The sequence below is a fragment of the Marinactinospora thermotolerans DSM 45154 genome (genome assembly GCF_900167435.1).
In the GTDB taxonomy this organism is placed as follows: Bacteria; Actinomycetota; Actinomycetes; order Streptosporangiales; family Streptosporangiaceae; genus Marinactinospora; species Marinactinospora thermotolerans.
The window spans coordinates 111,923-136,862 of the sequence record NZ_FUWS01000012.1; the positions used below are offsets into that span (position 1 = coordinate 111,923).

Sequence of the window (24,940 nt, forward strand, 5' to 3'; positions counted from 1 at the left end):
ACGGCACGCCGGATCGCTTGTCCACAGGAAGGGGGGCACGGCTGGCGGGCGGGGCCGGCGGAGGCGAGGATCGTGGTGAGGACGCCGCCCGGCCTCCGCACATCCACCCACCATGCTCGGGGAGCAGCCGATGAGCCGGTTCCGCTACGGCGAGTACCACGACGGACCCGATCCGCTGGCGCCGCCCTACGACGTGCGCGCGGCACTGGACGAACTAGGCCGTTCGGTCATGAACGGAACACGCCCGGCACAGGCATTGCGCGATCTCGCGCGCCACGGGACCCGGGACGTGCCGGGCCTGGACCACCTGCTGCGCCGGGTCCGCGAACAACGCGCCGCCCTGCGCGCCGCGGGCCGTCTGGACGGCACCCTGGACCAGGTCCGTTCCCTGCTGGACCGCGCCGTCGGCCAGGAACGGGCCGAGCTCTTCCCCGATCCCTCCGACGACGCCCGGTTGCGCGAGTCCGAACTCGACGCGCTCCCCTCCGACACCGCTGCGGCAGTGCGCCGCCTGGCCGGATACGAGTGGCGCTCCGCCGCGGCCCGCGCCACCTTCGATGAGCTGCGCGGTCTCCTGCGCGGTGAGGTCCTCGACTCCCACTTCCGCGGGATGAAACGCGCCCTGGAGTCGGGACGGCCCGAGGACCTGCGTCGCGTCCGCGCGATGGTCGGGGCCCTCAACGCCATGTTGGAGGCCGATGACCGAGGCGAGCACACCCAGGACGACTTCGACCGCTTCATGGCTGAATTCGGTGACATGTTCCCCGATCGGCCACGCGACCTCACCGAACTGGTGGACTCCCTGGCCCGCCGGGCCGCCGCGGCACGACGGCTGCTGGACTCCCTCACCCCCCGACAACGCGCCGAGCTGAACGACCTCATGGCCCACACCGTCGAGGAGGCGGGGCTTGAGGACGAGATGGGCCGCCTGTCCGCGGCCCTCCAGGCACGCCGTCCCGAGCTCGCCTGGACCGGCGGTGAGCCCACGCGCGGGACCGATCCGCTGGGCATCGGCGACGCCACCACCGTCCTGGAGGAACTCGCCGACCTGGCCGAACTCGAAACCTCGTTGGGCCAGGACTACGCCGGCGCCGGGCTCGACGACATCGACGAGGACGCCGTGCGGCGCGCGCTGGGACGCTCGGCGGTCGACGACCTCGCACGCCTGCGCGAACTGGAACGGGAGCTGCACGACCAGGGGTATCTCCGCGGCTCCCGGTCCCGGCTCCAGCTGACCCCCAAGGCCCTGCGCCGACTCGGCGAGACCGCGCTGCGCGAGGTCCTCTCCGCCGCTCCGACCTCCCGCAGCGGACACCACGACAGCACGGGAGCCGGAGCCGCCGGGGAACCCACGGGCGCCACCCGGCCCTGGCGCTACGGTGACGAGCAGCCTCTCGACGTCGTGCACACCCTGCGCAACGCGGCCACACGGCCACACGCCCCCGGCGACCCCCCGGGACGGCTACGGCTACGCCCGGACGACTTCGAGGTGGTCGAGACCGAGCGCCGCAACGCCGCGGCGGTGTGCCTGCTCGTGGACCTGTCCTACTCGATGGCGCTGCGCGACCTGTGGTCGACCGCGAAGCAGACCGCCATGGCGCTGCACTCGCTGGTCACCACGCGCTTTCCGCAGGACGCGGTACAGGTCGTCGGCTTCAGCGACTACGCCCGCGAGCTCCCCGCGTCGGGACTGGCCGAGCTGGAGTGGGAACCCGTCCAGGGCACGAACCTGCAACACGCGCTGATGCTGGCGGGCCGCCATCTCGATCGGCACCCCGAGTTCGACCCGATCGTGCTCGTCGTCACCGACGGCGAGCCGACCGCCCACCTGGAGCGTGACGGTTCCTCGTCCTTCTCCTGGCCTCCGTCGGCACGCACCACCGACCTCACCCTGGCCGAGGTGGACCGGATGACCCGCAGGGGCGCCGCCCTCAACGTGTTCCTGCTCGCCGACGACCCCCGCCTGCGAGCGTTCGTGGACGAGGTCGCCCGCCGCAACGGGGGGCAGGTGGCGCGCCCCGATCCCGCGCGGCTGGGCTCCTACGTGGTGCACGACTTCCTGGAGCGACGGCGCCGGGCCGGCTGACCGGCTCGCGCCGGACGCCGGCCCGGCTGCGACGCTACCCCTCCAGGGCCTGAAGCAGGTCGGCGGTCAGGTCGTCGGCCGACTCGATCCCCACCGAGATCCGCACCAGGTCGTTGGGGACCTCCAGGGCCGACCCCGCCGTCGAGGCGTGGGTCATGCGCCCCGGATGCTCGATCAGCGACTCGACACCGCCCAGCGATTCGGCCAGGGTGAACACCCGGGTGCGGTCGCAGACCCGCAGCGCGGCCTCCTCGCCCCCGCGCAGACGGAAGGAGACCATCCCCCCGAAACCACGCATCTGCTCCGCGGCGATCTTGTGCCCGGGGTGTTCCGCCAGGCCCGGGTAGAGGACCTCCGTCACCGCGGGGTGCCCCACCAGCTCGGCGACGATCCGCTCGGCGTTCGCGCAGTGACGGTCCATCCGCACCGCCAGCGTCTTGATGCCCCGCAACGTCAGCCAGGCGTCGAACGGACCGGCCACCGCGCCCATCGTGTTCTGGTGGAAGGCCAGCCGCTCGCCCAGTTCCGGGTCGGCGGCCACCAGCGCGCCGCCCACGACGTCCGAGTGTCCGCCCAGGTACTTGGTCGTGGAGTGCACGACGACGTCGGCGCCCAACGCGAGCGGTCGCTGGAGGTAGGGCGAGGCGAAGGTGTTGTCGACGACGAGCAGGGCCCCGGCTCCGTGCGCCACGTCGGCCAGTGCGGCGATGTCGGAGATGTTGAGCAGCGGGTTCGTCGGCGTCTCGGTCCAGATGGCGACGGTCTCGGGTCGCACGGCGGCCCGTACCGCCGCCACGTCGGACTGCGCCACCGCGTCCCATTCGACCCCCCAGCGCTGGAGCACCTTGGAGAAGAGCCGGAAGGTACCGCCGTAGGCGTCACCCGGGATGATCACGTGGTCGCCGGGCTTGGCGATGGTGCGCAGCAGCGTGTCCTCGGCCGCCATCCCCGAGGCGAACGCCAGACCGCGCGCGCCGCCCTCGAGCGCGGCGATGCACTCCTCCAGCGCGGTACGGGTGGGATTGCCGGTACGGGTGTACTCGTAGCCGCCGCGCAGGCCCCCCACACCGTCCTGACGGTAGGTGCTGGTCTGGTAGATGGGGACCACGACCGCACCGGTTTCGGCGTCGGCCTCCTGGCCTGCGTGGATGGCCAGCGTCTCAAAGCCCTCAAACGTCATGGGCCCCAGGGTAGCCGTGTGTCCCACGGTTATCGCGCGAATCCGCGACCGGCCACCCGCTAGGACTCAGGGGCCACGATCCTGTCGTCGCCCACCACCCCGGTCCTGGGAACGGGCGCCTGGCGCAACGGGGGGATCCAGCCGGCCGCGGGATCGTAGCGACGTACGATCCGCCCGGGAACACCCGCGATGACGCTGTGGTCGGGGTAGTCCCCCGGCCGGACGACCGAGCTCGCCGCGACGACGCAGTTACGGCCCAGCCTGACCCCCGGCAGGATCACCGCGTTGGCTCCGATCCAGCTGCCCGATCCGATCCGGACCGGATCATCGGCCGGCCACTGCCGTCCCACAGGGGTCTCGGTGTCGGCATAGACGTGGTTCTGGTCGGTGATGTAGACGTGCGGGCCGGTGAAGACGTCGTCGCCGAACTCGATGGACGTGTGCGCGACCACGTGGGATCCACGGCCGATCGTGCACCCGTCACCGATGCGCAGCAGCGGACGTGGACCAAGATCCAGGCCGGGTACGAAACCGGCGGTGAGCGTGATGTCGGCGCCGATCAGGGTGTGCGCGCCGATCTCGATCCAGGGTTCACCGAAGATCGTGGCCGGCGGGAAGGCGATGGAGGTGCCCGGCCCGTAGGAGGCGAAGCGGCGCGCCGCGCGTGACCCCGCCCGGATGTCGGCCCTGCGTCGAGCCCATGACCACGTCGAGCGCACTATCCAGGAGAGCAGCCTCGACACCTGACCCCCAGGTCTACTAGTGGGTAACGACGAGGAACACCGTATTGGGTCCACTTCACGCTTCTCGTCCCTCCCCTGCCCCAAGAGGGCGACCACGGGGAACACCGGGAAACGGGATGGTCCGACGAAAGGACCCGGCTCCGTGGCGGCGGGATGTCACGGCGCTCGGGGCCGTTCCACGCCGGGTTCCACGCCACGTCCTCGCGGACCCACCTCGTCTCGCCGGGGCCGGACCCGTCGAGCGCGACGCTGGCCCGTTCCAGGGGACGAAGGCCGGGCGGCGCGGTCCCTGGCCACCCGCTCCCCTCGCCTCCGCGCCGGGCCGTCCCTGCGCGACCGAGCGTGCTTCCGACCCGAAGGCGCTACGACGCCGTGGCGGCCCCATGAGGGACGATCAGGAGCACGGCCCGGCCGGCCGGGGGCCCGCGCGTGCCGCGTCGGTGAACGTCCCGGCCCGCCGGACGGGGACGAACGGAACCGCCCGGGCTCCCGTCCGGACGGACGGAAAACCCCGACGACACCGCTCCCACGACCGTTCCGCGTGTCCGGCCGGCCCGTCCCACGGTGGGCTCGGCTGCGGGGGCGTCCCGTTATCCGGGACGCCCCGCCCCTCGATCCCGGGGGCGGACTCCGCTCAGCGCGAGAGGTGGGCCAGGAGGTCCTGCCGGGTGAGCACGCCGGCGGGCTTGCCGTCGACCAACACGACCAGCGCGCCGGAGCGCTCCAGCTCCTGCACGCAGCGGCTCACCGGCTCACCGGAGCCGACCATCGGCAACGGACGGCCCATGTGGCTCTCGACCGGGTCGTCGATGTTGACGCTGCCCTTGAACAGGCCGTCGAGGACGTCGCGTTCGGCGATCGCCCCCACGACCTCGGCGGCCATGACCGGCGGTTCCTCCTTCATGACCGGAAGCTGGGACACCCCGTACTCGCGCATGATGGCCACCGCGGTCCCGACCGTCTCGTGCGGGTGGGCGTGGACGAACTGCGGGAGGTCGCTCCCCTTGCTCGCGAGCACGTCGCCCGCCGTGGCCTCCTCGGTCTCGGCCGAGAGGAAACCGTAGTCGGCCATCCACTCGTCGTTGAAGATCTTGCCCAGGTAGCCCCGGCCGCCGTCGGGCAGCAGCACCACGATGACGTCGTCGGGTCCGGCGGTCTCGGCGACCTTCAGCGCGGCCACGACCGCCAGGCCGCAGGAGCCGCCGACGAGCAGCGTCTCCTCCCTGGCCAGCCGGCGGGTCATGAGGAAGGAGTCCTTGTCGCTGACCGCGATGACCTCGTCGCAGATCGCCGGGTCGTAGGTGCTCGGCCAGATGTCCTCGCCGACCCCCTCGACCAGGTAGGGACGCCCGGTCCCCCCGGAGTAGACCGAGCCTTCGGGGTCGGCGCCGATGACCTTCACCCTGCCGCCGGAGACCTCCTTGAGATAGCGGCCGGTGCCCGTGATGGTGCCTCCGGTGCCGATGCCGGCCACGAAGTGGGTGATGCGTCCGTCGGTCTGCTCCCACAGCTCCGGTCCGGTGCCGTGGTAGTGCGACTCGGGGTTGTTGGGGTTCTCGTACTGGTTGGGCTTCCAGGCTCCCGGGATCGTGGCGGCGAGCCGGTCCGACACCGAGTAGTAGGAGTCGGGGTGGTCGGGGGCGACGGTGGTGGGGCAGACGACGACCTCGGCCCCGTAGGCGCGCAGCACCGCCAGCTTGTCGGAGCCGACCTTGTCGGGGCAGACGAAGACGCAGCGGTACCCCTTCTCGGCCGCGACGATGGCCAGGCCCACGCCGGTGTTGCCCGAGGTGGGTTCGACGATGGTGCCCCCCGGCTTGAGCAGCCCCTTCTTCTCGGCGTCCTCGACCATGCGCAGGGCGATCCGGTCCTTCACCGAACCGCCCGGGTTGAAGTACTCGACCTTGGCCAGGACCGTGGGGGCCAGGCCCGCGGCCACCTTGTTGAGGCGCACGAGCGGGGTGTCCCCGACCAGCTCGATCAAAGAGTCGTGCACCCGCATCAGCGGCTCCCCCTCACATTCACCGCCGCGGTTCTCGCGGCCGGTTGTCGACCTAATGCGGCCCGTTGCGCCGCCCGTGGGCCGGTCGGCCCCGTTTCCCCGACTTTAACGCCCTGGCCATTGTGCGGGGACAGGATCGAGGGGACTGTCCGGCCCCGGGCGAAGTGAGGGAGCGTGCCGTAACCTTACTGGTGAGTAGGTCCGGACGTGGAAGCAAGCACTCACAGGTTCGGAGGCGAGGGTATGCTGCTGCGCGCCGCACGAGCTCGGAGGATCGCCACCGCGACCGCCTTCGGTGGCGGGGGGCTGACCGTCTTGGGGGCGAGCACCGTCGCGCTCCTGTACCTGCAGGCCCGGCGGGCCCATCGGACGATCGGTTTCACGGCCTGGGATTCACCCAGGGCCGACGGGCTCTACGGTTCCGGGGACGGCGCCGTCATCTCGTTCGCGATGATGGGCGACTCCACGGCCGCGGGTTTCGCGGTCACCGACGTCCTCCAGACCCCCGCGGGCATGCTGGCCGAGGGGATCTCCGCCGTGGCCGACGGCCCGGTCCGGCTGCGCAACGTCGCCCGGGTGGGGGCCACCTCCAAGGACCTGCCGGGTCAGCTCGATCGGATCCGCCGCGACCCGCCCGACCTGGCCGTGATCTTCATCGGCGCCAACGACGTGATCCGCCGGGTCCGGCCGGCCGACTCGGTGCTCTACCTCCAGAACGTGGTGCGCGAGCTGGTCGGGATGGGTGCGGCGGTCGTGGTGGGAACCTGTCCGGACCTGGGCACGGTCCAGCCGATCGCCCAGCCCCTGCGCTACGTCGCCCGCAGGGCGTCACGCCAGCTCGCGGCGGCCCAGACGATCGCGGTGGTCGAGGAGGGCGGGCGGACCGTGTCGCTGGGCAGCCTGCTCGCCGACGACTTCCTGACCTACCCCGACGAGATGTTCGGCCCCGACCGTTTTCATCCCTCCGCGCGCGGCTACGCGCAGGCGGCCTCGGCGGTGCTCCCCTCGGCGTGCGCGGCGCTGGGCCTGCTGCCCGACCTGGCCGTGGCGTCTGAGGCAACACGCGACCGCGGGGTGCTGCCGGTGGACCTCGCCGCGGTCGAGGCCGCCGAGACGTCCGGCACGGAGGTCAACGCCACCCGGATCGCCGGCCGCGAACGGGGGCCACGGGGCCGCTGGGCGACCCTCATACGCCGCCGTCTCGGCTGGGAAGCGGTGGAGCCGGCCGAGCACGCGCACGCCGCCGAGCCGACCCCTGAAGGGGACTCACCCGGTCCGGCACGTTAACGTGCCGGTAGCAAAGCGTCCGACCGCCTGGTCGGTCTGTCATCTCCAGAAAGGGCCGCGAGCATGCCCGAAGCCGTCATCGTCGCGACCGCGCGTTCCCCGATCGGGCGGGCGTTCAAGGGTTCCCTCAAGGACCTGCGCCCGGACGACCTGGCCGCCCAGATCATCTCCGCCGCGCTCGCGAAGGTTCCGCAACTCGACCCCACGACCATCGACGACCTGCTGCTCGGCTGCGGGTTGCCCGGCGGCGAGCAGGGCAACAACCTCGCCCGGGTGGTCGCGGTGCAGCTCGGCCTGGACACCGTCCCGGGCGCGACGATCACCCGCTACTGCTCCTCCTCGCTCCAGACGACCCGCATGGCCTACCACGCGATCAAGGCCGGTGAGGGCGACGTCTTCGTCTCGGCCGGGGTCGAAATGGTGAGCCGGTTCGTGAAGGGCAACAGCGACTCCCTGCCCGACACCCGCAACCCGTTGTTCGCCGACGCCGAGGCCCGCACCGCGCGGCGCGCCGAGGGGGGCGCGCCGCAGTGGCACGACCCGCGCGAGGACGGAGAGCTCCCCGACGTCTACATCGCCATGGGGCAGACCGCCGAGAACGTGGTGCAGCTGCGTGGCCTGTCGCGGCAGCGGCAGGACGAGTTCGGCGTGCGGTCGCAGAACCTCGCCGAGAAGTCGCTGGACAACGGTTTCTGGGAGCGCGAGATCACACCGGTCACCCTGCCCGACGGCACGGTGATCAGCGCTGACGACGGGCCGCGCCGGGGCACCACCTACGAGGCGGTCTCCCAGCTCAAACCCGTCTTCCGTCCCGACGGCACGGTGACGGCGGGCAACTGCTGTCCCCTCAACGACGGCGCCGCCGCCGTTGTGATCATGAGCGACACCAAGGCGGCCCAGCTCGGCATCACCCCGCTGGCCCGCATCGTCTCGACGGGGGTCAGCGCCCTGTCCCCCGAGATCATGGGCCTGGGTCCGGTCGAGGCGTCGCGCCGGGCCCTGGCCCGCGCGAACATGTCCATCAGCGACATCGATCTGGTCGAGATCAACGAGGCGTTCGCCGCCCAGGTGCTGCCGTCGGCCGACGACCTGGGGATCGACATCGACTCCCAGCTCAACGTCAACGGCGGCGCGATCGCCGTGGGCCACCCGTTCGGGATGACCGGCGCCCGCATCACGACCACCCTGCTCAACGGCCTGCAGTTCCACGACAAGACCTTCGGTCTGGAGACCATGTGCGTGGGCGGCGGCCAGGGCATGGCGGCGGTGTTCGAGCGGCTGAGCTGATCCGGCGCGCCGCCCGGCGGGCGGCCGCGCGGCGGGGCGGGACGTCCGGGGCGTCCCGCCCCGCGGTGTCATGACCCGCCGCCCCGCCCCGGGAACGCATTTGCCGAGGCGAACGTAAAAGCTGTCCCGCACCCCCTTGTCCGAATCGTCATCGTGTTGCAGTCTCACTGTTACGACGACGCTCTCTCGGAGGTGCCCATGTCGGTAACCCACTCGCCGGAGACGCACGCGCTGCTCATCGCTCGCGTCCCGACCGTGACAGGCCGCGAACTCCACGAGTGGTTCACCACGCTCGACAACGGGCCAGGGCTCAGGCGTTGCTCGGAACGTTCGAACTGGCTCGCCGACGAGCACAGAATCAGCCTCGGCTACGCCCGCGCCATCGTCCAGGAGTACGACCGGCGCCGCCACAACCGTTCCGCCGTCCCGCCGCAGCGTTCCTGAGGCCCGACCCCGACACCCGTCCCGACCGGATCGGGAAAGGACGACGCCCCGCCCGGATCTTCCGGGCGGGGCGTCGTGCGCGTAACCGACACGAGGGTCAGTCGCTGCTGAAGATCGCCTGGATCATCCACAGCAGACGCAGGATCTCGACGTAGAGCCAGACCAGCGTGACCGTCAGGCCGAAGGCGAGCTGCCAGGAGTACTTCTCGGGCAGGCCCATGCCGATGGCGTCGTCGACGTTCTTGAACTCGATCGCCAGTACCAGGGCGGCGAGCACGATGGCGACGGCGCTGACGAGCAGGCCGAGCGGGCCGGCCTCGCGCAGGCCCAGACCGAAGCCGCCGTTGAAGAAGCTGATGACGAAGTTCACCAGCAGCAGGATGGCCAGGCCGAGGACCGCGGCCGTGACCACCTTGACGAAGGTCCCGGTGACCCGGATGACCTTGAACTTGTACAGCGCCAGCATGGCGCCGGCGACGAACAGGGTGCCGAAGATCGCGGGCACCACCAGGCCGCCGGGGGAGACCCCGGAGTTGTACAGCGAAGCCTCGAGCACGAAGCTGATGCCGCCGACGAACAGACCCTCAAGAACCGCGTAGGTGAGGATCAGCGCGGGGTTGGTGGACTCCTTGAAGCTGATGACCAGCCCCAGCACCAGCGCGCCGATGGCGCCCACGACGGCCATGATCATGGCCAGGCCCGGGTTGGCCAGGGCCAGGAAGTAGGTGATCACGGCGGCGACGACCACGGCGCCGAGCGTGAACCCGGTGCGCATGACGACGTCGTCGATGGTCACGTTCCGGCCGCCCGCCATGGGCATGCCGGGCTGGGGGTGGCCCGGGTACTGGCCCTGCGGCGCGTACCCGGGGTGACCCTGCTGATAAGGCTGGCCATACCCCTGCTGGGGGTAGGGCTGGCCGTAGGGCTGCTGGTAAGGAGCCTGCCCGTACGGTGCCTGGTAGGGCTGCGCGCCGACGCCCCCCTGCCCAGCTGACATAGCCCGCTTGAGAGCGGGGTTCGAACTCCGCATCCGCATGTTCGTCAAAGCCTTTCAGGGCGTAATTGTCCTGCGGTCAAGGTAACGCACGAACCCTCCGTAGGAGTTCCCCCGCCCCGTCACAGCTCGGACTCGTCGTGATCTCGGACGCCTCAGCCCTTGGGCGCGAGCGCCCGGAGGAAGAACACGAGGTTGGCGGGACGCTCGGCGAGGCGGCGCATGAAGTAGCCGTACCACTCGTCGCCGTAGGGGACGTAGACCCGCATGCGGCGCCCCTCGGCGGCGAGGCGCACCTGCTCGGCGTCGCGGATGCCGTAGAGCATCTGGTGCTCGTAGTCCTCGGGGGAACGGCCCGCGTCCTCGGCGAGCCGGCCCGCGATGGCGATCATGCGCGGGTCGTGCGAGGCGATCATCGGGTACCCCTCGCCGTTCATGAGGATCTTGGCGCAGCGCACGTAGGAGCGGTCGACCTCGGCCTTGTCCCGGTAGGCCACCGACGCCGGCTCGTCGTAGGCGCCCTTGCACAGCCGCACCCGGGATCCCGCGTGGGCGAGGTCACGGCAGTCGGCCTCGGTGCGGCGCAGGTAGGCCTGGAGCACGGCCCCCACCCAGGGGAAGTCGACCCGGAGTTCGCGCAGGATGCCCAGCGTGGAGTCGACCGTGGTGTGGTCCTCCATGTCCAGCGTCACCGTGGTGCCGACCGCGGCGGCGGCCTCGCAGATGCGCCGCGCGTTGTCCAACGCGATCTTCTCGCCGTCGGCGGGCAGGAACTGGCCCACGGCCGACAGCTTGACCGACACCTCCGCGCGCCCGGCCAGGCCGGCGTGGCCCAGCTCGCCCAGCAGCCGCGTGTAGGCGGTGACCGTGGCCGCGGCCTGGGCCTCGTCCGTCACGTCCTCACCCAGGTAGTCGAGGGTGACGTAACGGTCCTCGGTCAGCTCGCGCACGGCGGGGAGGGCCTCCTCCAGCGTGGAACCGGCGACGAAGCGGTCGACGAGCCCCTTCGTCAGGGGCATGCGCTCGACGAGGGTGCGGCAACCCGTGGAACGTGCCGCGAGCAGCAGTGGGGTACGAAGCATGGTGGACCTCGCCCTTTCGAACCGGTGGGAGGGCGGCCCCGGACGGGTGACCGGGGCCGCGGGGAAGGCTCCCGCGGGAGCGGAGACGGGACGGGCCGGACCCCGATCGAGGTCCGACCCGCGCCGGGTTCAGCCCTGGTGGGGGTAGGAGGAGACCGTCGGCGCGACGAACGTCTCCTTGATCGAGCGAGGGCTGGCCCAGCGCGCCAGGTTCTGCGCCGAGCCGGCCTTGTCGTTGGTGCCGGAGGCCCGGCCGCCGCCGAAGGGCTGCTGGCCGACGACCGAGCCGGTGGGACGGTCGTTGACGTAGAAGTTGCCCGCGGTGAAGCGCAGCGCCTCGTGGGCCTTGATGATCGCCGCGCGGTCGCGGGCGATCACCGCACCGGTGAGCGCGTAGTCCGAGCCCTCGTCGACGAGCTTGAGCACCCGGTCGTAGTCGCCGTCCTCGTAGACGTGCACGGCGAGGATCGGACCGAAGTACTCGGTGCGGAAGACGTCGTTGGAGGGGTCGCTGCCGAGCAGGACCGTGGGACGCACGAAGTAGCCCTCGGAGTCGTCGGCGGTGCCGCCGGCGAGGATCTCCAGGGTGGAGTCGGCGCGGGCGCGGTCGAGCACACCGGAGAGGCGGTCGAAGGAGCGCCGGTCGATCACGGCACCGAGGAAGTTGCCCAGGTCGGTGACGTCGCCCATGGGCAGCGACTCGACCTCGGCGATGAAATCGTCGCGCATGCGCTCCCACACCGAGCGGGCGATGAAGGCGCGAGAGGCCGCGGAGCACTTCTGCCCCTGGTACTCGAAGGCGCCGCGCACCAGGGCGGTGCGCAGGATCTCGGGGTCGGCCGAGGCGTGGGCGACGACGAAGTCCTTGCCGCCGGTCTCGCCGACGATCCGCGGGTAGGAACGGTAGCCGGCGATGTTCTCGCCGACCGTGCGCCACAGGTGCTGGAAGGTCCGGGTCGAACCCGTGAAGTGCACGCCGGCCAGGTCGGGGTCGGCCAGCGCCACATCGGAGACGGCCAGCCCGTCGCCCGTCACCATGTTGATGACGCCCGGGGGCATCCCCGCCTCTTCGAGCAGCCGCATCGTGAGGTCGGCGGCGAACTGCTGGGTCGGCGACGGCTTCCACAGCACGACGTTGCCCATGAGCGCGGGCGCGGTGGGCAGGTTGCCGGCGATCGCGGTGAAGTTGAACGGGGTGATCGCGTAGACGAAGCCCTCAAGGGGCCGCTGCTCCACCCGGTTCCACTGCCCGGCCGGGCTGTGGGGCTGCTCCTGCATGAGCCGGCGCGCGTAGGAGACGTTGAAGCGCCAGAAGTCGATGAGCTCACACGCCGAGTCGATCTCGGCCTGGATCGCGGTCTTGGACTGGCCGAGCATCGTGGCGGCGTTGAGGCGGGCGCGCCAGGGGCCCGAGAGCAGGTCGGCGGCGCGCAGCAGGATCGCGGCGCGCTCGTCGAAGGGCATCGCGCGCCAGGCGGGGGCCGCCTTCTTCGCGGCGTCGATGGCGGCGCGGGCGTCGTCGTGGGTGGCGTTGGCCAGGGTGCCCAGGACCGCGGAGTGCTTGTGCGGCTGGACGACGTCGACGCGCTCGCCGCCGCCCATCCGGCGCTCGCCGCCGATGGTCATGGTGAGCTCGACCGGCTCCTTCGCCAGCGCGTCCAGCTGCTTGACGAGCTCGTCCCGCTCCGGGCTTCCCGGGGCGTACGACAGGACGGGCTCGTTCACCGGCGTGGGAACGTTCGTCACGGCGTCCATGAGCGGCTGCCTCCCCTACAGAGTCATCTTTGAACTGCACAAACGTTATGTTCACGAAGCCATCGGAAGCTTGTGGGCAAGCCCACTCTTTGCTGGACTGTCTTGTCCGATCGGACAAAACAAGGGAGGCCACGATCACCACCGAAACCCCGCGTCCCACGGGGATCCCACTGCGCAGGATTCTGCTCACCGTGGGGGAACCGCTCCTGGACGTGCTGTCCGCCCCGAACGGACTGGACGTCGAGGTGCACGACGTCGTCATCCTCGACCCCGAGGACGAGACCGGCGCCTACGCCGGGGACCTGGTGCTGCTCATCGGCGCGCGGGGCCGCATCGCGGCCCGCTCGGTCAGGATGGCGGGCCGGCGCGGAGCCTGCGCGGTGGCGGTCAAGGTGGACAGCGACGAGGAGGCCGAGGTGCTGCGCGCCGCGGCCCGCGACACCGGGGTCGCGCTGCTCGCCGTTCCGCCGGACGTGCGCTGGGAACAGCTGCAGTCGCTGTGCCGAGGCGTCGTGGACGACGCCCACCTGTTCTCCGGAACCGACCCGGGCGAGTCCGCCGGTGACCTGTTCTCGCTGGCGCAGACCACCGCGACGCTGACGAGGGGGCTGGTCAGCATCGAGGACGCGGCCAACCGGGTGCTCGCCTACTCCAGCGGCGAGGAGGTCGACGAGCTGCGCCGCCTGTCGGTCCTGGGCCGGCAGGGGCCCGAGCAGTATCTCGCGCTGCTGCGGGAGTGGGGGGTCTTCCAACGGTTGCGCGCCGGTGAGGAGGTGGTGCGCATCGACGAGCACCCCGAGCTGGGGATCCGGCGCAGGCTGGCGGTGGGGATCCACGCCGGGCGCCAGCCCCTGGGGACGATCTGGGTGCAGGAGGGCTCCCAACCGCTCGCGGAGCAGGCGGAGGAGGCCCTGCTCGGAGCGGCCCGCATCGCGGCGCTGCACCTGCTGCGCCACCGCACCGAGGTCACCGCGGGGCTGCGGCTGCGCGAAGACCTCCTGGCCGGCCTGCTGGAGGGGCGGGTGGAGGCCGCGGCCCTCTCCGACGGGGTGCCCGTCGACCGCGACCGGCCGGCCGTGGTCGTCGTCTTCACCCTGCGGCCGGAGAACGCCGAGCGCTCCGAGAGCGAGCTGAAGCGGCGTCGGATGACCAACCTGGTCTCGGTCCACGCCGCCGCCTACCGCCGCAAGGCACTGGTGACCGCCATCGGCTCGCGCGTCTACGCGCTGCTGCCGGAGCTTCCCCGGCGCTCCGCCGAAGCGCCGGTCCTCGCGCTGACCCGCAAGATCGTCGCGGCGGCCCGGTCCGCCTCGGACATCACGATGCAGGGGGCCGTCGGGTCGGTGGTGGACTCCCTCGCCGAGGTCCCCCAGTCGCGCGGGGAGGCCGACCGGATCCTCGACGCGATGGCGCGCGACCTGGCGATGGACGTCGCGACGATCTCCGACGTGCGCGCCCGGGTCCTGGTCAGCGAGACGCTCGCGGTACTACGGGACACCCCCCGGCTGCGCGACCCGCGGATCGCCCGGCTGGCGGAACACGACGCGCGGCACGGGTCGGAGCTCGCGCTCTCCCTCATCGCCTACCTGGACGCCTTCGGCGACGTGCGGGCCGCGGCCGAACGGCTGCACATCCATCCCAACACCCTGCGCTACCGGGTACGCCGGGCGGTGTCGGTGAGCGAGCTGGATCTGGGCGACCCCAACGAGCGTCTGTTCGCCCACCTCCAGCTGCTGATGGAGCGCGGAGGGTGAGGTCCGGGACGGAGCGTCCCCGCCCCGGACCCCGACCTCAGCCGCCGGACGGGGGCGGCCCGGTCACGGCCCCACCGGATCGGGGCCGATTGAGGTTGGACTTGCGGTAGGAGTAGCCGAAGTAGACGACCAGGCCGATGAGCAGCCAGGCGCCGAACCGCAGGAAGGTCTGAAGGTCGAGGAAGCTGATCAGCCACAGCGAGAACACCACGCCCAGGATCGGGACGAACGGCATGCCCGGGCAGCGGAAGGAACGCGGCAGGTCGGGGCGGCGGTAGCGCAGCACGATCACCGCGATGCAGACCACCACGAACGCGGACAGGATGCCGATGTTGGTGAGCGTGGCGGCCTCGCCGATCGGCAGCAGACCGGCCAGGATCGCCGAGAGCACGCCCGCGATCCAGGTGACCCGGACCGGGACGTGGTGCTTGGGGTCGGTCTTGGCGAACCACTTCGGCAGCAGGCCGTCGCGGCTCATCGCGAACCACACCCGGGTGACACCGAGCATGAAGGTGAACATCACGGTGAGGATGCTGATCACCGCGCCGACCGCGATCAGGTTGGCCAGCCAGCCCAGGCCGACCGACGCGAAGGCCCCGGCGAACCCGGCCTCGGGGTCGATCTCGGTGTAGTTCTGCATGCCGGTCAGCACCAGGCAGGCCAGGACGTACAGGACCATCGAGATGACCAGCGACAGGATGATCGCCTTGGGCATGTGCCGCTGGGCGTCGGTGGACTCCTCCGCCGCGGTGCTCATCGCGTCGTAGCCGAACACCGCGAAGAACACCACCGCCGCGCCCGCGAACGTGCCGCCCACCCCGTAGGGGAAGAACGGCGTGTAGTTGCCGGCGTCGACGTAGAAGACGCCGATGACGACGATGGCGAGGACGATCGCGATCTTGAGCCCCACGATGGCGGTCTCGAACCGGGCCGCGTTCTTCACCCCGCGGGTCAGCAGGAAGGCGATGAACAGGCACAGCACCACCGCGACCAGGTTGATCCTGTAGGTGCCATCGGGCACGCCCTCAGGCTCCGTCCCGGGCGCCCCCATCATCCACAGCGGCATCTCCAGGCCGATGGACTGGAGGAAGAAGTTGAAGTAGCCGGAGATGCCGATGGCCACCACCGCGACGATCGCGATGTACTCCAGCAGCAGGTCCCAGCCGATGAACCACCCCACGATCTCGCCGAGCACGACGTATCCGTAGGTGTAGGCCGACCCTGCGCGCGGGATCAGTCCGGCGAACTCGGCGTAGGAGAAGGCCGCGGCGGCGCTGGCCACGCCGGCGATGAGGAAGGAGATCAGCACCGCGGGACCGGCCGTGTCGCGGGCGACCGCGCCGGCCAGGGAGAACACCCCGGCCCCGATGATGGCCCCGACGCCGATGGCGGTGAGCTGCCACAGCCCGAGCGACTTGGCGAGACCCCCGCCGGGGGTCTCTTCAGCCCCGTCGTCGATCGGTTTACGGCGCAAGATCCCCGATCCCCGTCCGAATCCCTTCTCCGCGGTCGCCATGTCGCTCCTGTCCGGTCGAGAGGTGTCGGTCATGGCGCGTCACTGTACGCGCACGGTCCGACGCACCGTACGCCCACCGCGGGCATGGCGGCTTGTCCTGGAGGACGACACTTCGGCGGAGGGTTTGTCCGGACCCACCAAGAGATCCCACGATGCCACGTCACCATGGGGCGGGGCTGGGGACGCGCGGAGGCCCGGAGAGAGGGGATAACGCGGGAGCAGTCCGGGTCATGGCTGCTCGGCTGGGTGCCCCCGGTCGGACTCGAACCGACACTTGTGACCCTTTTAGGGGGCCTGCCTCTACCATTGGGCTACGAGGGCCCGACCATCATACCGCCACCGACAAATCCGGCTTCGTCGTCGCGCGTGGCCTGTTGCGGCCCTTGACGACAACGGCCGGCCCCCTTCCGGGGACCGGCCGTCAGCGCTGAGGCGCGGGTCAGCTCACGCGGCGCAGGAGCTGGCCGTTCTCGACCTGGGGCCTGCTGGCCTCCTCGAACGCCTGGCGCGGCTCGCCCATCTCCGGCAGCGACGCGAAGTCACGGCGCAGGAAGAAGCCGAGCGTCCAGTCCGACAGGACGCGGAACTTGCGGTTGAAGGTGGGGACCGCGAACAGGTGGTAGCCGCGGTGCGCCCACCAGGCCAGCCGGCCGGTCAGCTTGATCTTGCCGAAGAGCTGGGCCGCCCCCTTGTGCATGCCGAGCCCGGCCACCGCGCCGAGGTTCTTGTGCCGGTAGGCCTTGGGCTTGCCGCCGCGCAGCGCCGCGATGACGTTGTCGGCGAGCACCGGGGCCTGCCGGACCGCGTTCTGGGCGTTGGGCGGGTAGAAGCGGCCGGGGTTGTCCAGGTCGGGGACCTGGGCGTTGTCGCCACCGGCGAAGGCGTTCTCCACCCCGTTGACCTGGAGGAACTCGTTGGTGTCGATGTGCCCCTTGGGGCCCAGCGGCAGGTCGGAGGCCTGCACCACCGGGCTGGGCTTGACACCCGCGGTCCACACCAGGGTCCCGGCGTCGAACTCGGTGCCGTCGCTCAGCTTGATGTGCTGGTCGACGGCCGACTCCAGGAAGGTCGAGAGCCGGACGTCGATGCCGCGCAGCCGCAGCTGGTTGAGCGCCTTGGCGCCGACGTCGGGGCCGACCTCGGGCAGGATCTTGTCCGCGGCCTCGATCAGGTAGAAGTGCAGGTCGTCGACGCTGATCGAGGGATAGATCCGCGTGGCGTCACGGGCCAGGTCCTCCAGCTCGGCGATGGCCTCGGCACCGGCGAAACCGCCGCCCACGAAGACGAAGTTCAACGCCTTGCGGCGGATCTCGGGGTCGTCGGTGGAGTCCGCGATGTTGAGCTGTTCGAGGACGTGGTTGCGCAGGTAGGCGGCCTCCTCGACGGTCTTGATACCGATGCCCCACTCGGCCAGGCCGGGGATGGGCAGGGTACGCGAGACGGCGCCGGCGGCCATGACGAGGTAGTCGTAGGCGATCTCACGCGGCTCACCCACGGCGGGCTCGAACTCCACCTTGCGGCCGGCGTGGTCGATACGGATGACGCGGCCGGTCAGGACCTTGACCCGGTGGAGGACCTTGCGCAGCGGGACGACCACGTTGCGCGGGGAGATGCTGCCCGCGGCCGTCTCGGGGAGGAACGGCTGGTAGGTCATGTAGGAGTTGGGGTCGACGACCGTGATGCGGGCCTCGCCGGCTCCCAGCTTCTTCTGCAGCCGCATCGCGGTGTACATGCCCAGGTAGCCGCCACCGACGATGAGGACGTGCGGGATCTCCGATTCGTCCCCACCACCGTGGACCAGACGGTAGTTCCTGCTCTCGGTCATCGCATATCCGCCCTTAGCTCCCCGTTCATCCCGCCCGGCAAGGCGGAAAAAACCGGTAAGTCTTCTTTGACTGTCATCTCTGCATTCTGTTTCAGCGGAAAGAAGCGCTTTCTTTTCGCCGATCCGGGATCTCACCCGTCCCGTACACGCTTGTGCATTCTTTCACAAGCATCACCTGTCAAGGAAGAGACGATCCCGAAAGGTTTAGACCATCATAAAGCCGGACTTGACCGCGTTATGCCAGGTCAGCCCCCTTGTGAAGGGAGTAACACGCCTCCGGCAACGTGATCGGTCTCACCCCGGTCCGCGCAGGCCAGGGGCTTGCGCCCCTTGCCCGCCGCCGGATCGCGGCTCATCCCTCTCCGACGCCCCCCAGAGACAGGCCCCAGGCGATGCCGTCGAGGATGTCGTGCTCGCTCGCCACGAACTCGCTCGCCCCGGTACGCGCCAGAACCCGGTCGAGGATGAGCGCGCCCGCGCCGATCACATCCACCCGCCCGGGGTGCATGACCGGGATCGCGGCGCGCCGCTCGCGCGGCATGGCCAGCAGCTCCCGGGCGATCTCGTGCACCCGGGCGGCCGGGACCCGGGCCTGGTGGATGCGCTCGGGGTCGTACCCCTCAAGGCCCAGGGCGATGGCGGCCACCGTCGTGGCGGTACCGGCGACGCACACCACCGTCTTGGCCCCGTCCAGCGGGACGTCGAGGGCCGCCTGGTCCAGCGCCGCGTCGATGTCGGCGGTCGCCGCCGCGATCTGCTCGGCCGTGGGCGGATCGTCGTGGAGATGGCGCTCGGTCATCCGGACGCAGCCGATGTCGACCGAGCGGGCCGCGCGGACCGGCCCCTCGTCCCCGCCGTCCCCCTCGTGGCCGAGCACGAACTCGGTGGACCCCCCACCGATGTCGACCACCAGGTAGGGGCGGGCGAACCCCGCGCCGGGCCCCTCTTCCGTCTCCAGCTCCGCGGTGGCCCCGATGAAGGACAGACCGGCCTCTTCCTCACCGGTGATGACCTCGGGCTCGACCCCCAGGATCGCGCGGACCCCGTCGACGAACTCCTCCCGGTTGGCGACGTCGCGGGTGGCGCTGGTCGCGACCATCCGCACGGTGTCGGGCCCGGGTTCGACGCCGTGGCGCCGCATCAGCTCGACGTAGCCGCGCAGGGCGGCGAAGGTGCGCTCCAACGCCTCGGGCGCGAACGCTCCCGTGCGGTCGACGCCCTGGCCCAAGCGGACCACCTCCATGCGCCGTTCCACGTCGAGGAGCTGCACCTCGTCATCGCCCAGCTCCATGACGGAGGAGACGAGAAGGCGGATGGAATTGGTGCCGCAGTCGATGGCCGCCACGGTGTTCACTGGCCGTCCTCGGATTCTTCGGTGTCGTCGTCGACGTGGACGCAAGGCCCCTTCGCCCACCAGTCGGGCAGGGCGTCCAATGCCTCGCGGCCGAACGGGTTGGTGCCCGGCGCGGCGAGTTCATGCCCCACCAGCGCGTGCAGGCACTTGACCCGTGTCGGCATCCCGCCCGCGCTCTGCATCCCCTCGGGCAGCGGCTCGACCCCGTCGGCCCGGGCGAGCGCGGCCCGATCGGCCACGTAGGACTCGTGGGCCTTCTCGTAGGCGGCGCGCAGCTGCGGGTCCGTGTCGAGCCGGTCGGTCATCTCGCGCATGAGGCCGTCGGCCTCGAGCCTTCCGATGGCCGACGCGGCGCGAGGGCAGGTCAGGTAGTAGGTCGTGGGGAACGGGGTGCCGTCCTCAAGACGAGGCGCGGTGCGCACCACATCGGGCAGTCCGCAGGGACAGCGGTGCGCGACGCCGCGCACCCCCCGAGGCGCGCGGCCGAGCTGGAGCTCGACGGCGGCGCGGTCGGCGCTGGTGAACCGCCCATCGGGGGCGGGGGATTCGGCGGAATTCATCTCGCGTTCAGGGTATCCGGTACGGCGGCCTGAGTGACCGGTTCAGTGCCGTGGGGGCTGGGCCTCGGGGATCTCCTCGGGCTCGGTCCGCGCCCGGTCGGCCTCCTCGATCGACTCCCACAGCCGGGCGAACCACGGCTTGTCGGGCGCCTCGGACTCGCGGGCCCCCTCTTGCGCCCCCTCGCTGTCGAGCACGACGTAGGCGGTCTCGCCCGGATACTGGTAGTGCAGCCGGGTACGCGCCTCGCGTTCGACGTAGGCGGGGTCCTCGAGTTCGTCCTGGCGCTGCTGGAGTTCCTCGACCTCGCGCCGGATCTGCTCCTGCTCGGCCTGGAGTTCGGCGATCCGGTAGCGCTGGGCGACGTACTCGCGCAGCGGGTAGGCCAGGCTCAGCGCGATCACGCACATGACCAGCGCGAGGATCGCCGCCCGGCTGGTCAGCGCGGGCCGGCCGCGTTCGGCGCCGTCGCCGCCCCGTTCGGGGCCGCCGGCCGTCCGGGGGGCCGGATCCACCGTGACCCGGCGCGCGCCGCCCGTGGCGGCACGGGCCTTCCGCCCGCGCGGGGCGGGGGTCCCGGCGTCCGCCTTCTTCACCGCCCCCGCGCGACCCGCCCCCTTCGGGGAGGTCCCGGAAGCGCCGGCCTTCGCGGCGGGCGTCCGCCCCGTGGAGGGACGTTCCGGTTCGCCCCCGGCGCCGCCCTTCTTCTTCGCGTTCCCGCGCTGTCGCGGGACGCCGCCGGAGGCGCCGGAGGCCGGAGGTCCCGCCTTACCTTCGCGGCGGGACCCCTTCGGCTGTTCCGGCACCTTCGGCACAGCGCGTCAGCCCTCGTGCTTGAACCGCGGGAAGGCCGAGAAGCCGGCGTAGACCGCGGCGTCGTCGAGCTCCTCCTCGATCCGCAGGAGCTGGTTGTACTTGGCGACGCGCTCGCTGCGGGCCGGGGCCCCGGTCTTGATCTGGCCGGCGTTCACCGCGACCGCGATGTCGGCGATCGTGGTGTCCTCGGTCTCGCCGGAACGGTGGCTGATCATCGCGGTGTAGCCGCTGCGCTGGGCCAGGGAGATGGCGTCCAGCGTCTCGGTGAGCGTACCGATCTGGTTGACCTTGACCAGCAGGGAGTTGGCGACGCCCTCGGTGACGCCACGCTGGAGACGCTCGGGGTTGGTGACGAACAGGTCGTCGCCGACGAGCTGGACACGGTCGCCGACCGCGTCGGTCAGCGCCTTCCAGCCGGCCCAGTCCTCTTCGTCCAGCGGGTCCTCGATGGAGACCAGGGGGTAGGCGTCGAGGAGTTCGCCGTAGTAGGCCGCCATCTCCTCGGAGCTGCGGCTCTTGCCCTCGAACTCGTAGGCGCCGTCCTTGTGGAACTCGCTCGCCGCGACGTCCAGGGCCAGCGCGATGTCGCGGCCCGGGGTGTAACCGGCCTTGCGGATGGCCTCGACGATGAGGTCGAGCGCGGCCCGGTTGCTCTCGAGGTTGGGGGCGAACCCGCCCTCGTCGCCGACGCCGGTGGCCAGGCCGTGCGACTTGAGCACGGACTTCAGCGCGTGGTAGACCTCGGCGCCCCACCGCACTGCCTCGCGGAAGCTCGCCGCCCCGATCGGGGCGATCATGAACTCCTGGATGTCGACGTTGGTGTCGGCGTGCGCGCCACCGTTGAGGATGTTCATCATCGGCACCGGCAGGAGGTGGGCGTTGGGCCCGCCGATGTAGCGGAACAGCGGCAGGTCGGCGCTGTCGGCCGCGGCCTTCGCCACGGCCAGGGAGGCGCCGAGGATGGCGTTCGCGCCGATGCGGGACTTGTCCGGGGTCCCGTCGAGGTCGATGAGCGCGCGGTCGATCAGGCGCTGCTCCTCGGGGCCGTAACCGAGGATCTCGTCGGCGATCTCGTCGTTGACCGCGGTCACCGCGTTCTCGACGCCCTTGCCGAGGTAGCGCTCGCCGCCGTCGCGCAGTTCGACGGCCTCGAACTGACCGGTGGACGCGCCGCTGGGGACCGCCGCGCGGGCGGTCGTCCCGTCGTCGAGCAGAACCTCGACCTCGACCGTCGGGTTACCGCGGGAGTCGAGGATCTCCCTCGCCTGCACTGCCTCGATCGACGACAACGTTGTACTCCATTTCTGGCGTCGGATCGTGAGGCCCCGTGCGCTGGACACGGGGTCACGTTCGGCCTGATGGCCGGACGGCGCCCGGGATCGCCCCGCGCCAACCGTCCGTGGACCATCCCCGAGCCTACCGAGCCGATCGACGCGGGTCTCCCCCGCTCCCGAAATTGGTTTAGTCCATTCCGGGGGTTCCGCGCGCGGACGCCCTCCCGCCTCCCACGATGCCGGACACCGGTGCCGCGACGGGCGTCCAGGCCCGGCGTGTCGCCGCCCCGCCCTCCCGATGGAAAAGCCGCCCGCGCCCCATTGGATCGGGGACTTCGATCCTCTACTATTCCGACTAAAGAGGTAGAAATTAAGGGAAGGCTCCAGCGATGCAAACCCTCGTGCTCCTCGGCCTCGTCGGCCTGCTCGCCCAGCTGGTCGACGGCAGCCTGGGGATGGCCTACGGAGTCACCTCCACCACCCTGCTGCTCCTGGTGGGCACGAACCCGGCCGCCGCGTCGGCCACCGTCCACCTGGCCGAGATCGGCACGACACTGGCATCTGGCCTGTCCCATTGGCGCCTGGGCAACGTGGACTGGAAGGTCGTGCGCCGCATCGCACTGCCCGGAGCGATCGGCGCGTTCGCCGGCGCGACCTTCCTGAGCTGGCTCTCCACGGAGGCCGCGGCCCCCATCATGTCCGGCATCCTGCTCGCCCTGGGCGTCTACATCCTGATCCGCTTCACCGCCTGGGGAACGCCGCGCGGCCAGCTCGGCAAGCCCATCCGGCGCCGCTTCCTCACCCCCTTGGGCCTGCTCGCCGGTTTCGTGGACGCCACCGGTGGCGGCGGCTGGGGCCCCGTGGGCACCCCCGCGCTGCTCGCCAGCGGCCGCATCGAACCCCGCAAGGTCGTCGGTTCGATCGACACCAGCGAGTTCGTCGTGGCGCTCGCGGCGAGCCTGGGCTTCCTCGTCGGGCTGGGATCGGCCGGCGTGAACTTCGCCTGGGCCGCGGTCCTGCTCATCGGCGGCGTCATCGCCGCGCCGATCGCCGCCTGGATCGTGCGCCACTTCCCGCCTCGGGTCCTGGGCTCGGCGGTGGGCGGCCTCATCATCTTGACCAACGTGCGCACCATCCTGCGCAGCGACGCGGTCGGCGCCTCCGACACCGCACAGAACATCGCCTACCTCGTCATCGCGCTGCTGTGGGTCGGGGCCATCGCCTGGTCCGTGCGCGCCCACCTCGCCGACCGCCGGGCCGAGGCCGCCGAGGCCGTGGCCGTCCCCGGCCAGGCGAGCGGCGAGGAGCCCCGCGTCGAGGTCAGGGACTGACCTGCGGCGCGGGGGAGGACGCGCCCCTCCCCCGCGCCGTCTCGGAACCCGTCGGGGCCCCGACACCACCGGGACGCCGACCTCCCACAGCCCCCTCCCCGAACGGGCCCCTCCCCGTCCCGGACCGGCCGCCGCCGCTCGTGTCCGGAAGGTGCCACGCGGACCACCCCGGCCACACGGGTAGCGTCCTGTGGGGGTGAGGGGAGGGCCATGGTCGACGCGCGGACGAGACCGTCCCCCGACACCGGGCGCGCCACGGAGCTGCTCCTGCTCCTCATGGCGCTCGGGGTGGGCCTCTGCTGCCTGGCACTGGCCGGCCTGGAACTCTCCGGTTCCCTTCCCGCGTGGTTCGCCGCCCAGGCGGCGACGCTCGCCGGCGTGGCGATCGCCCTGCACGTGGCCCTACGGCTGCTCGCCCCCTGGGCCGACCCGTTGCTCCTGCCGCTGGCCGTCGCGCTCAACGGGATCGGGCTCGCCGTGATCCGGGGGCTGCACGGGGGCGAGGAGGACTGGACCGGCGTCGCCGGACGGCAGCTGCTGTGGACCGTCCTCGGCGCCGCGGCCGCGCTCGCGGTGCTCGTCCTCGTACGCGAACCGCGCCGGCTCCAGCGTTTCCCCTACCTGCTGGCCGTGGCGACCATCCTGCTCATCGCCGTTCCCGTCGTCCCCTTCGTCGGCATCGAGATCTACGGTGCCCGCCGCTGGATCGGCTGGGGCGGGGTCACCGTGCAGCCCTCGGAGTTCGCCGAGATCACGCTGGTGCTCTTCCTCGCCTCCTACCTCACCCTCAAACGCGACGTGCTGTCGCTGGCGGCCAAACAGGTGATGGTCGGCCCGGTCAAGGTGTTCAGCCTCCCCCGACTCCGCGACATGGGACCCATGGCTGCGGCGTGGGCGCTGTCGATCCTGCTGCTCGTGGGCACCAGGGACCTCGGCACCTCGTTACTGCTGTTCGCGCTGTTCCTCGCCATGCTCTACGTCGCGACGGGGCGCAAGTCGTGGGTGGGGATCGGCCTGGCGCTGTTCTTGGGCGCGGCCTACGTCTCATGGTGGCTCTTCTGGCACGTCCGCCAACGGGTCACCATCTGGCTGGACGCCTTCGAGCCCGAGCTCTACCACGGCGCCGACAGCAGCCGGCAGGTCGTGGAGGGCCTGTTCGCGCTCGCCGACGGCGGCCTCACCGGAACCGGGTTCGCGCACGGGCGCGCCGCGACGATCTTCGCCGCGGACAGCGACTACATCCTCGTCTCCATCGGCGAGAAGTTCGGCCTGACCGGCCTGATGGCCGTCGTCGTCCTCCTGTTCCTGCTGGTGGAGCGCGGGTTGCGGACCGCGCTGGCGACCCGGGATCCCTTCATCAAGATGGCCTCGGCGGGATTCGCGTTCCTGTTGGCCTTCCAGGTGTTCGTGGTGCTCGGCGGGGTCACCCGGCTCATCCCGCTCACCGGTCTGACCACGCCCTTCCTGTCGGCGGGCGGCTCGTCGCTGGTGTCGAGCTGGATCACGGTGGCGCTGTGGCTGCGCATGAGCGACACGGTCCGCCGCCCGGAGACGCCACCGCCCCCCGGGGAGCCGCCCACCCAGGCGCTGCGCCCCTGAACCACCCGCCCGGCCGGCCCCCTCCCCGGGGACCGGCCGGGCGGACGGGGACG

Annotated in this window: 19 protein-coding genes and 1 tRNA gene; 7 read left to right on the forward strand and 13 right to left on the reverse strand. The window is 71.3% G+C overall.

Features of this window, described 5'->3' with window-relative positions:
- Positions 1–130: 130 nt before the first annotated feature.
- Positions 131–2,086: a vWA domain-containing protein gene (locus B5D66_RS20420; protein ID WP_078763402.1), complete on the forward strand. Its 1,956-nt coding sequence runs from the start codon at positions 131–133 to the stop codon at positions 2,084–2,086.
- Between the two features lie 34 nt (positions 2,087–2,120).
- Here the strand turns inward: B5D66_RS20420 and B5D66_RS20425 are convergent, their stop codons facing one another.
- From B5D66_RS20425 to B5D66_RS20435, 3 genes are all read right to left on the reverse strand, one after another.
- Positions 2,121–3,266, reverse strand: coding sequence for a cystathionine gamma-synthase (locus B5D66_RS20425; RefSeq protein WP_078763403.1), 1,146 nt, complete (start codon positions 3,264–3,266; stop codon positions 2,121–2,123).
- A 59-nt stretch (positions 3,267–3,325) separates the two neighbouring features.
- Positions 3,326–4,009: an acyltransferase gene (locus tag B5D66_RS20430; RefSeq protein ID WP_078763404.1), complete on the reverse strand. Its 684-nt coding sequence runs from the start codon at positions 4,007–4,009 to the stop codon at positions 3,326–3,328.
- A 634-nt stretch (positions 4,010–4,643) separates the two neighbouring features.
- Positions 4,644–6,011, reverse strand: coding sequence for a cystathionine beta-synthase (locus B5D66_RS20435; protein WP_078763405.1), 1,368 nt, complete (start codon positions 6,009–6,011; stop codon positions 4,644–4,646).
- Between the two features lie 246 nt (positions 6,012–6,257).
- Between B5D66_RS20435 and B5D66_RS20440 the strand changes: the two genes are divergently transcribed.
- The 3 genes from B5D66_RS20440 (at position 6,258) to B5D66_RS20450 (ending at position 9,029) form a co-directional block, all read left to right on the forward strand.
- Positions 6,258–7,298 (forward strand): SGNH/GDSL hydrolase family protein, encoded by a 1,041-nt coding sequence (locus B5D66_RS20440; RefSeq protein ID WP_200813734.1) that lies wholly within the window; start codon positions 6,258–6,260, stop codon positions 7,296–7,298.
- Between the two features lie 63 nt (positions 7,299–7,361).
- Positions 7,362–8,585, forward strand: a complete 1,224-nt coding sequence (locus tag B5D66_RS20445) for an acetyl-CoA C-acetyltransferase (RefSeq protein WP_078763407.1) — start codon at positions 7,362–7,364, stop codon at positions 8,583–8,585.
- Positions 8,586–8,783: 198 nt separating this feature from the next.
- Positions 8,784–9,029 (forward strand): DUF4287 domain-containing protein, encoded by a 246-nt coding sequence (locus B5D66_RS20450; protein WP_078763408.1) that lies wholly within the window; start codon positions 8,784–8,786, stop codon positions 9,027–9,029.
- A gap of 97 nt (positions 9,030–9,126) precedes the next feature.
- On the opposite strand, the gene B5D66_RS20455 is transcribed toward B5D66_RS20450, so the two are convergent.
- From B5D66_RS20455 to pruA, 3 genes are all read right to left on the reverse strand, one after another.
- On the reverse strand, positions 9,127–10,065 hold the full coding sequence (locus B5D66_RS20455) for a Bax inhibitor-1/YccA family protein (protein ID WP_078763409.1): 939 nt from the start codon (positions 10,063–10,065) through the stop codon (positions 9,127–9,129).
- A gap of 113 nt (positions 10,066–10,178) precedes the next feature.
- A complete protein-coding gene (locus B5D66_RS20460) occupies positions 10,179–11,105 on the reverse strand; it encodes a proline dehydrogenase family protein (protein ID WP_078763410.1) in 927 nt (308 codons plus the stop codon).
- A 129-nt stretch (positions 11,106–11,234) separates the two neighbouring features.
- On the reverse strand, positions 11,235–12,860 hold the full coding sequence (pruA, locus tag B5D66_RS20465) for an L-glutamate gamma-semialdehyde dehydrogenase (protein WP_078763411.1): 1,626 nt from the start codon (positions 12,858–12,860) through the stop codon (positions 11,235–11,237).
- Positions 12,861–13,051: 191 nt separating this feature from the next.
- On the opposite strand from pruA, the gene B5D66_RS20470 reads away from it, so the two are divergent.
- Positions 13,052–14,614 (forward strand): PucR family transcriptional regulator, encoded by a 1,563-nt coding sequence (locus tag B5D66_RS20470; RefSeq protein WP_394330074.1) that lies wholly within the window; start codon positions 13,052–13,054, stop codon positions 14,612–14,614.
- 37 nt (positions 14,615–14,651) lie between these two features.
- On the opposite strand, the gene B5D66_RS20475 is transcribed toward B5D66_RS20470, so the two are convergent.
- The 7 genes from B5D66_RS20475 to eno form a co-directional block, all read right to left on the reverse strand.
- A complete protein-coding gene (locus tag B5D66_RS20475) occupies positions 14,652–16,163 on the reverse strand; it encodes an amino acid permease (RefSeq protein WP_235001125.1) in 1,512 nt (503 codons plus the stop codon).
- Positions 16,164–16,377: 214 nt separating this feature from the next.
- Positions 16,378–16,451, reverse strand: a tRNA-Leu gene (locus B5D66_RS20480).
- 118 nt (positions 16,452–16,569) lie between these two features.
- Complete coding sequence (locus B5D66_RS20485; protein WP_078763413.1) at positions 16,570–17,955, reverse strand: NAD(P)/FAD-dependent oxidoreductase; 1,386 nt, start codon at positions 17,953–17,955, stop codon at positions 16,570–16,572.
- A 352-nt stretch (positions 17,956–18,307) separates the two neighbouring features.
- Positions 18,308–19,309, reverse strand: a complete 1,002-nt coding sequence (locus tag B5D66_RS20490) for a Ppx/GppA phosphatase family protein (RefSeq protein ID WP_078763414.1) — start codon at positions 19,307–19,309, stop codon at positions 18,308–18,310.
- On the reverse strand, positions 19,306–19,869 hold the full coding sequence (locus tag B5D66_RS20495; protein ID WP_078763415.1) for a DUF501 domain-containing protein: 564 nt from the start codon (positions 19,867–19,869) through the stop codon (positions 19,306–19,308). The genes B5D66_RS20490 and B5D66_RS20495 overlap by 4 nt, the downstream gene beginning before the upstream one ends.
- 42 nt (positions 19,870–19,911) lie before the next feature.
- On the reverse strand, positions 19,912–20,463 hold the full coding sequence (locus B5D66_RS20500) for an FtsB family cell division protein (protein WP_235001126.1): 552 nt from the start codon (positions 20,461–20,463) through the stop codon (positions 19,912–19,914).
- 225 nt (positions 20,464–20,688) lie between these two features.
- Positions 20,689–21,972: a phosphopyruvate hydratase gene (gene eno / locus B5D66_RS20505; protein ID WP_078763416.1), complete on the reverse strand. Its 1,284-nt coding sequence runs from the start codon at positions 21,970–21,972 to the stop codon at positions 20,689–20,691.
- Positions 21,973–22,346: 374 nt separating this feature from the next.
- Here eno and B5D66_RS20510 point away from each other — a divergent pair, with 374 nt between their 5' ends.
- Complete coding sequence (locus tag B5D66_RS20510; protein ID WP_078763417.1) at positions 22,347–23,288, forward strand: sulfite exporter TauE/SafE family protein; 942 nt, start codon at positions 22,347–22,349, stop codon at positions 23,286–23,288.
- Between the two features lie 210 nt (positions 23,289–23,498).
- Positions 23,499–24,887, forward strand: a complete 1,389-nt coding sequence (locus B5D66_RS20515; protein WP_078763418.1) for an FtsW/RodA/SpoVE family cell cycle protein — start codon at positions 23,499–23,501, stop codon at positions 24,885–24,887.
- Positions 24,888–24,940 lie beyond the last annotated feature (53 nt).

What these genes read in the sequence shown, in the direction of transcription:
- B5D66_RS20420 (WP_078763402.1), top strand. Translation starts at nt 131, where the DNA reads ATGAGCCGGTTCCGCTACGGCGAGTACCACGACGGACCCGATCCGCTG.
- B5D66_RS20425 (WP_078763403.1), bottom strand. Translation starts at nt 3,266, where the DNA reads ATGACGTTTGAGGGCTTTGAGACGCTGGCCATCCACGCAGGCCAGGAG.
- B5D66_RS20435 (WP_078763405.1), bottom strand. Translation starts at nt 6,011, where the DNA reads ATGCGGGTGCACGACTCTTTGATCGAGCTGGTCGGGGACACCCCGCTC.
- B5D66_RS20445 (WP_078763407.1), top strand. Translation starts at nt 7,362, where the DNA reads ATGCCCGAAGCCGTCATCGTCGCGACCGCGCGTTCCCCGATCGGGCGG.
- B5D66_RS20450 (WP_078763408.1), top strand. Translation starts at nt 8,784, where the DNA reads ATGTCGGTAACCCACTCGCCGGAGACGCACGCGCTGCTCATCGCTCGC.
- B5D66_RS20455 (WP_078763409.1), bottom strand. Translation starts at nt 10,065, where the DNA reads ATGCGGATGCGGAGTTCGAACCCCGCTCTCAAGCGGGCTATGTCAGCT.
- B5D66_RS20460 (WP_078763410.1), bottom strand. Translation starts at nt 11,105, where the DNA reads ATGCTTCGTACCCCACTGCTGCTCGCGGCACGTTCCACGGGTTGCCGC.
- pruA (WP_078763411.1), bottom strand. Translation starts at nt 12,860, where the DNA reads ATGGACGCCGTGACGAACGTTCCCACGCCGGTGAACGAGCCCGTCCTG.
- B5D66_RS20475 (WP_235001125.1), bottom strand. Translation starts at nt 16,163, where the DNA reads ATGACCGACACCTCTCGACCGGACAGGAGCGACATGGCGACCGCGGAG.
- B5D66_RS20485 (WP_078763413.1), bottom strand. Translation starts at nt 17,955, where the DNA reads ATGACCGAGAGCAGGAACTACCGTCTGGTCCACGGTGGTGGGGACGAA.
- B5D66_RS20495 (WP_078763415.1), bottom strand. Translation starts at nt 19,869, where the DNA reads ATGAATTCCGCCGAATCCCCCGCCCCCGATGGGCGGTTCACCAGCGCC.
- B5D66_RS20510 (WP_078763417.1), top strand. Translation starts at nt 22,347, where the DNA reads ATGCAAACCCTCGTGCTCCTCGGCCTCGTCGGCCTGCTCGCCCAGCTG.
- B5D66_RS20515 (WP_078763418.1), top strand. Translation starts at nt 23,499, where the DNA reads ATGGTCGACGCGCGGACGAGACCGTCCCCCGACACCGGGCGCGCCACG.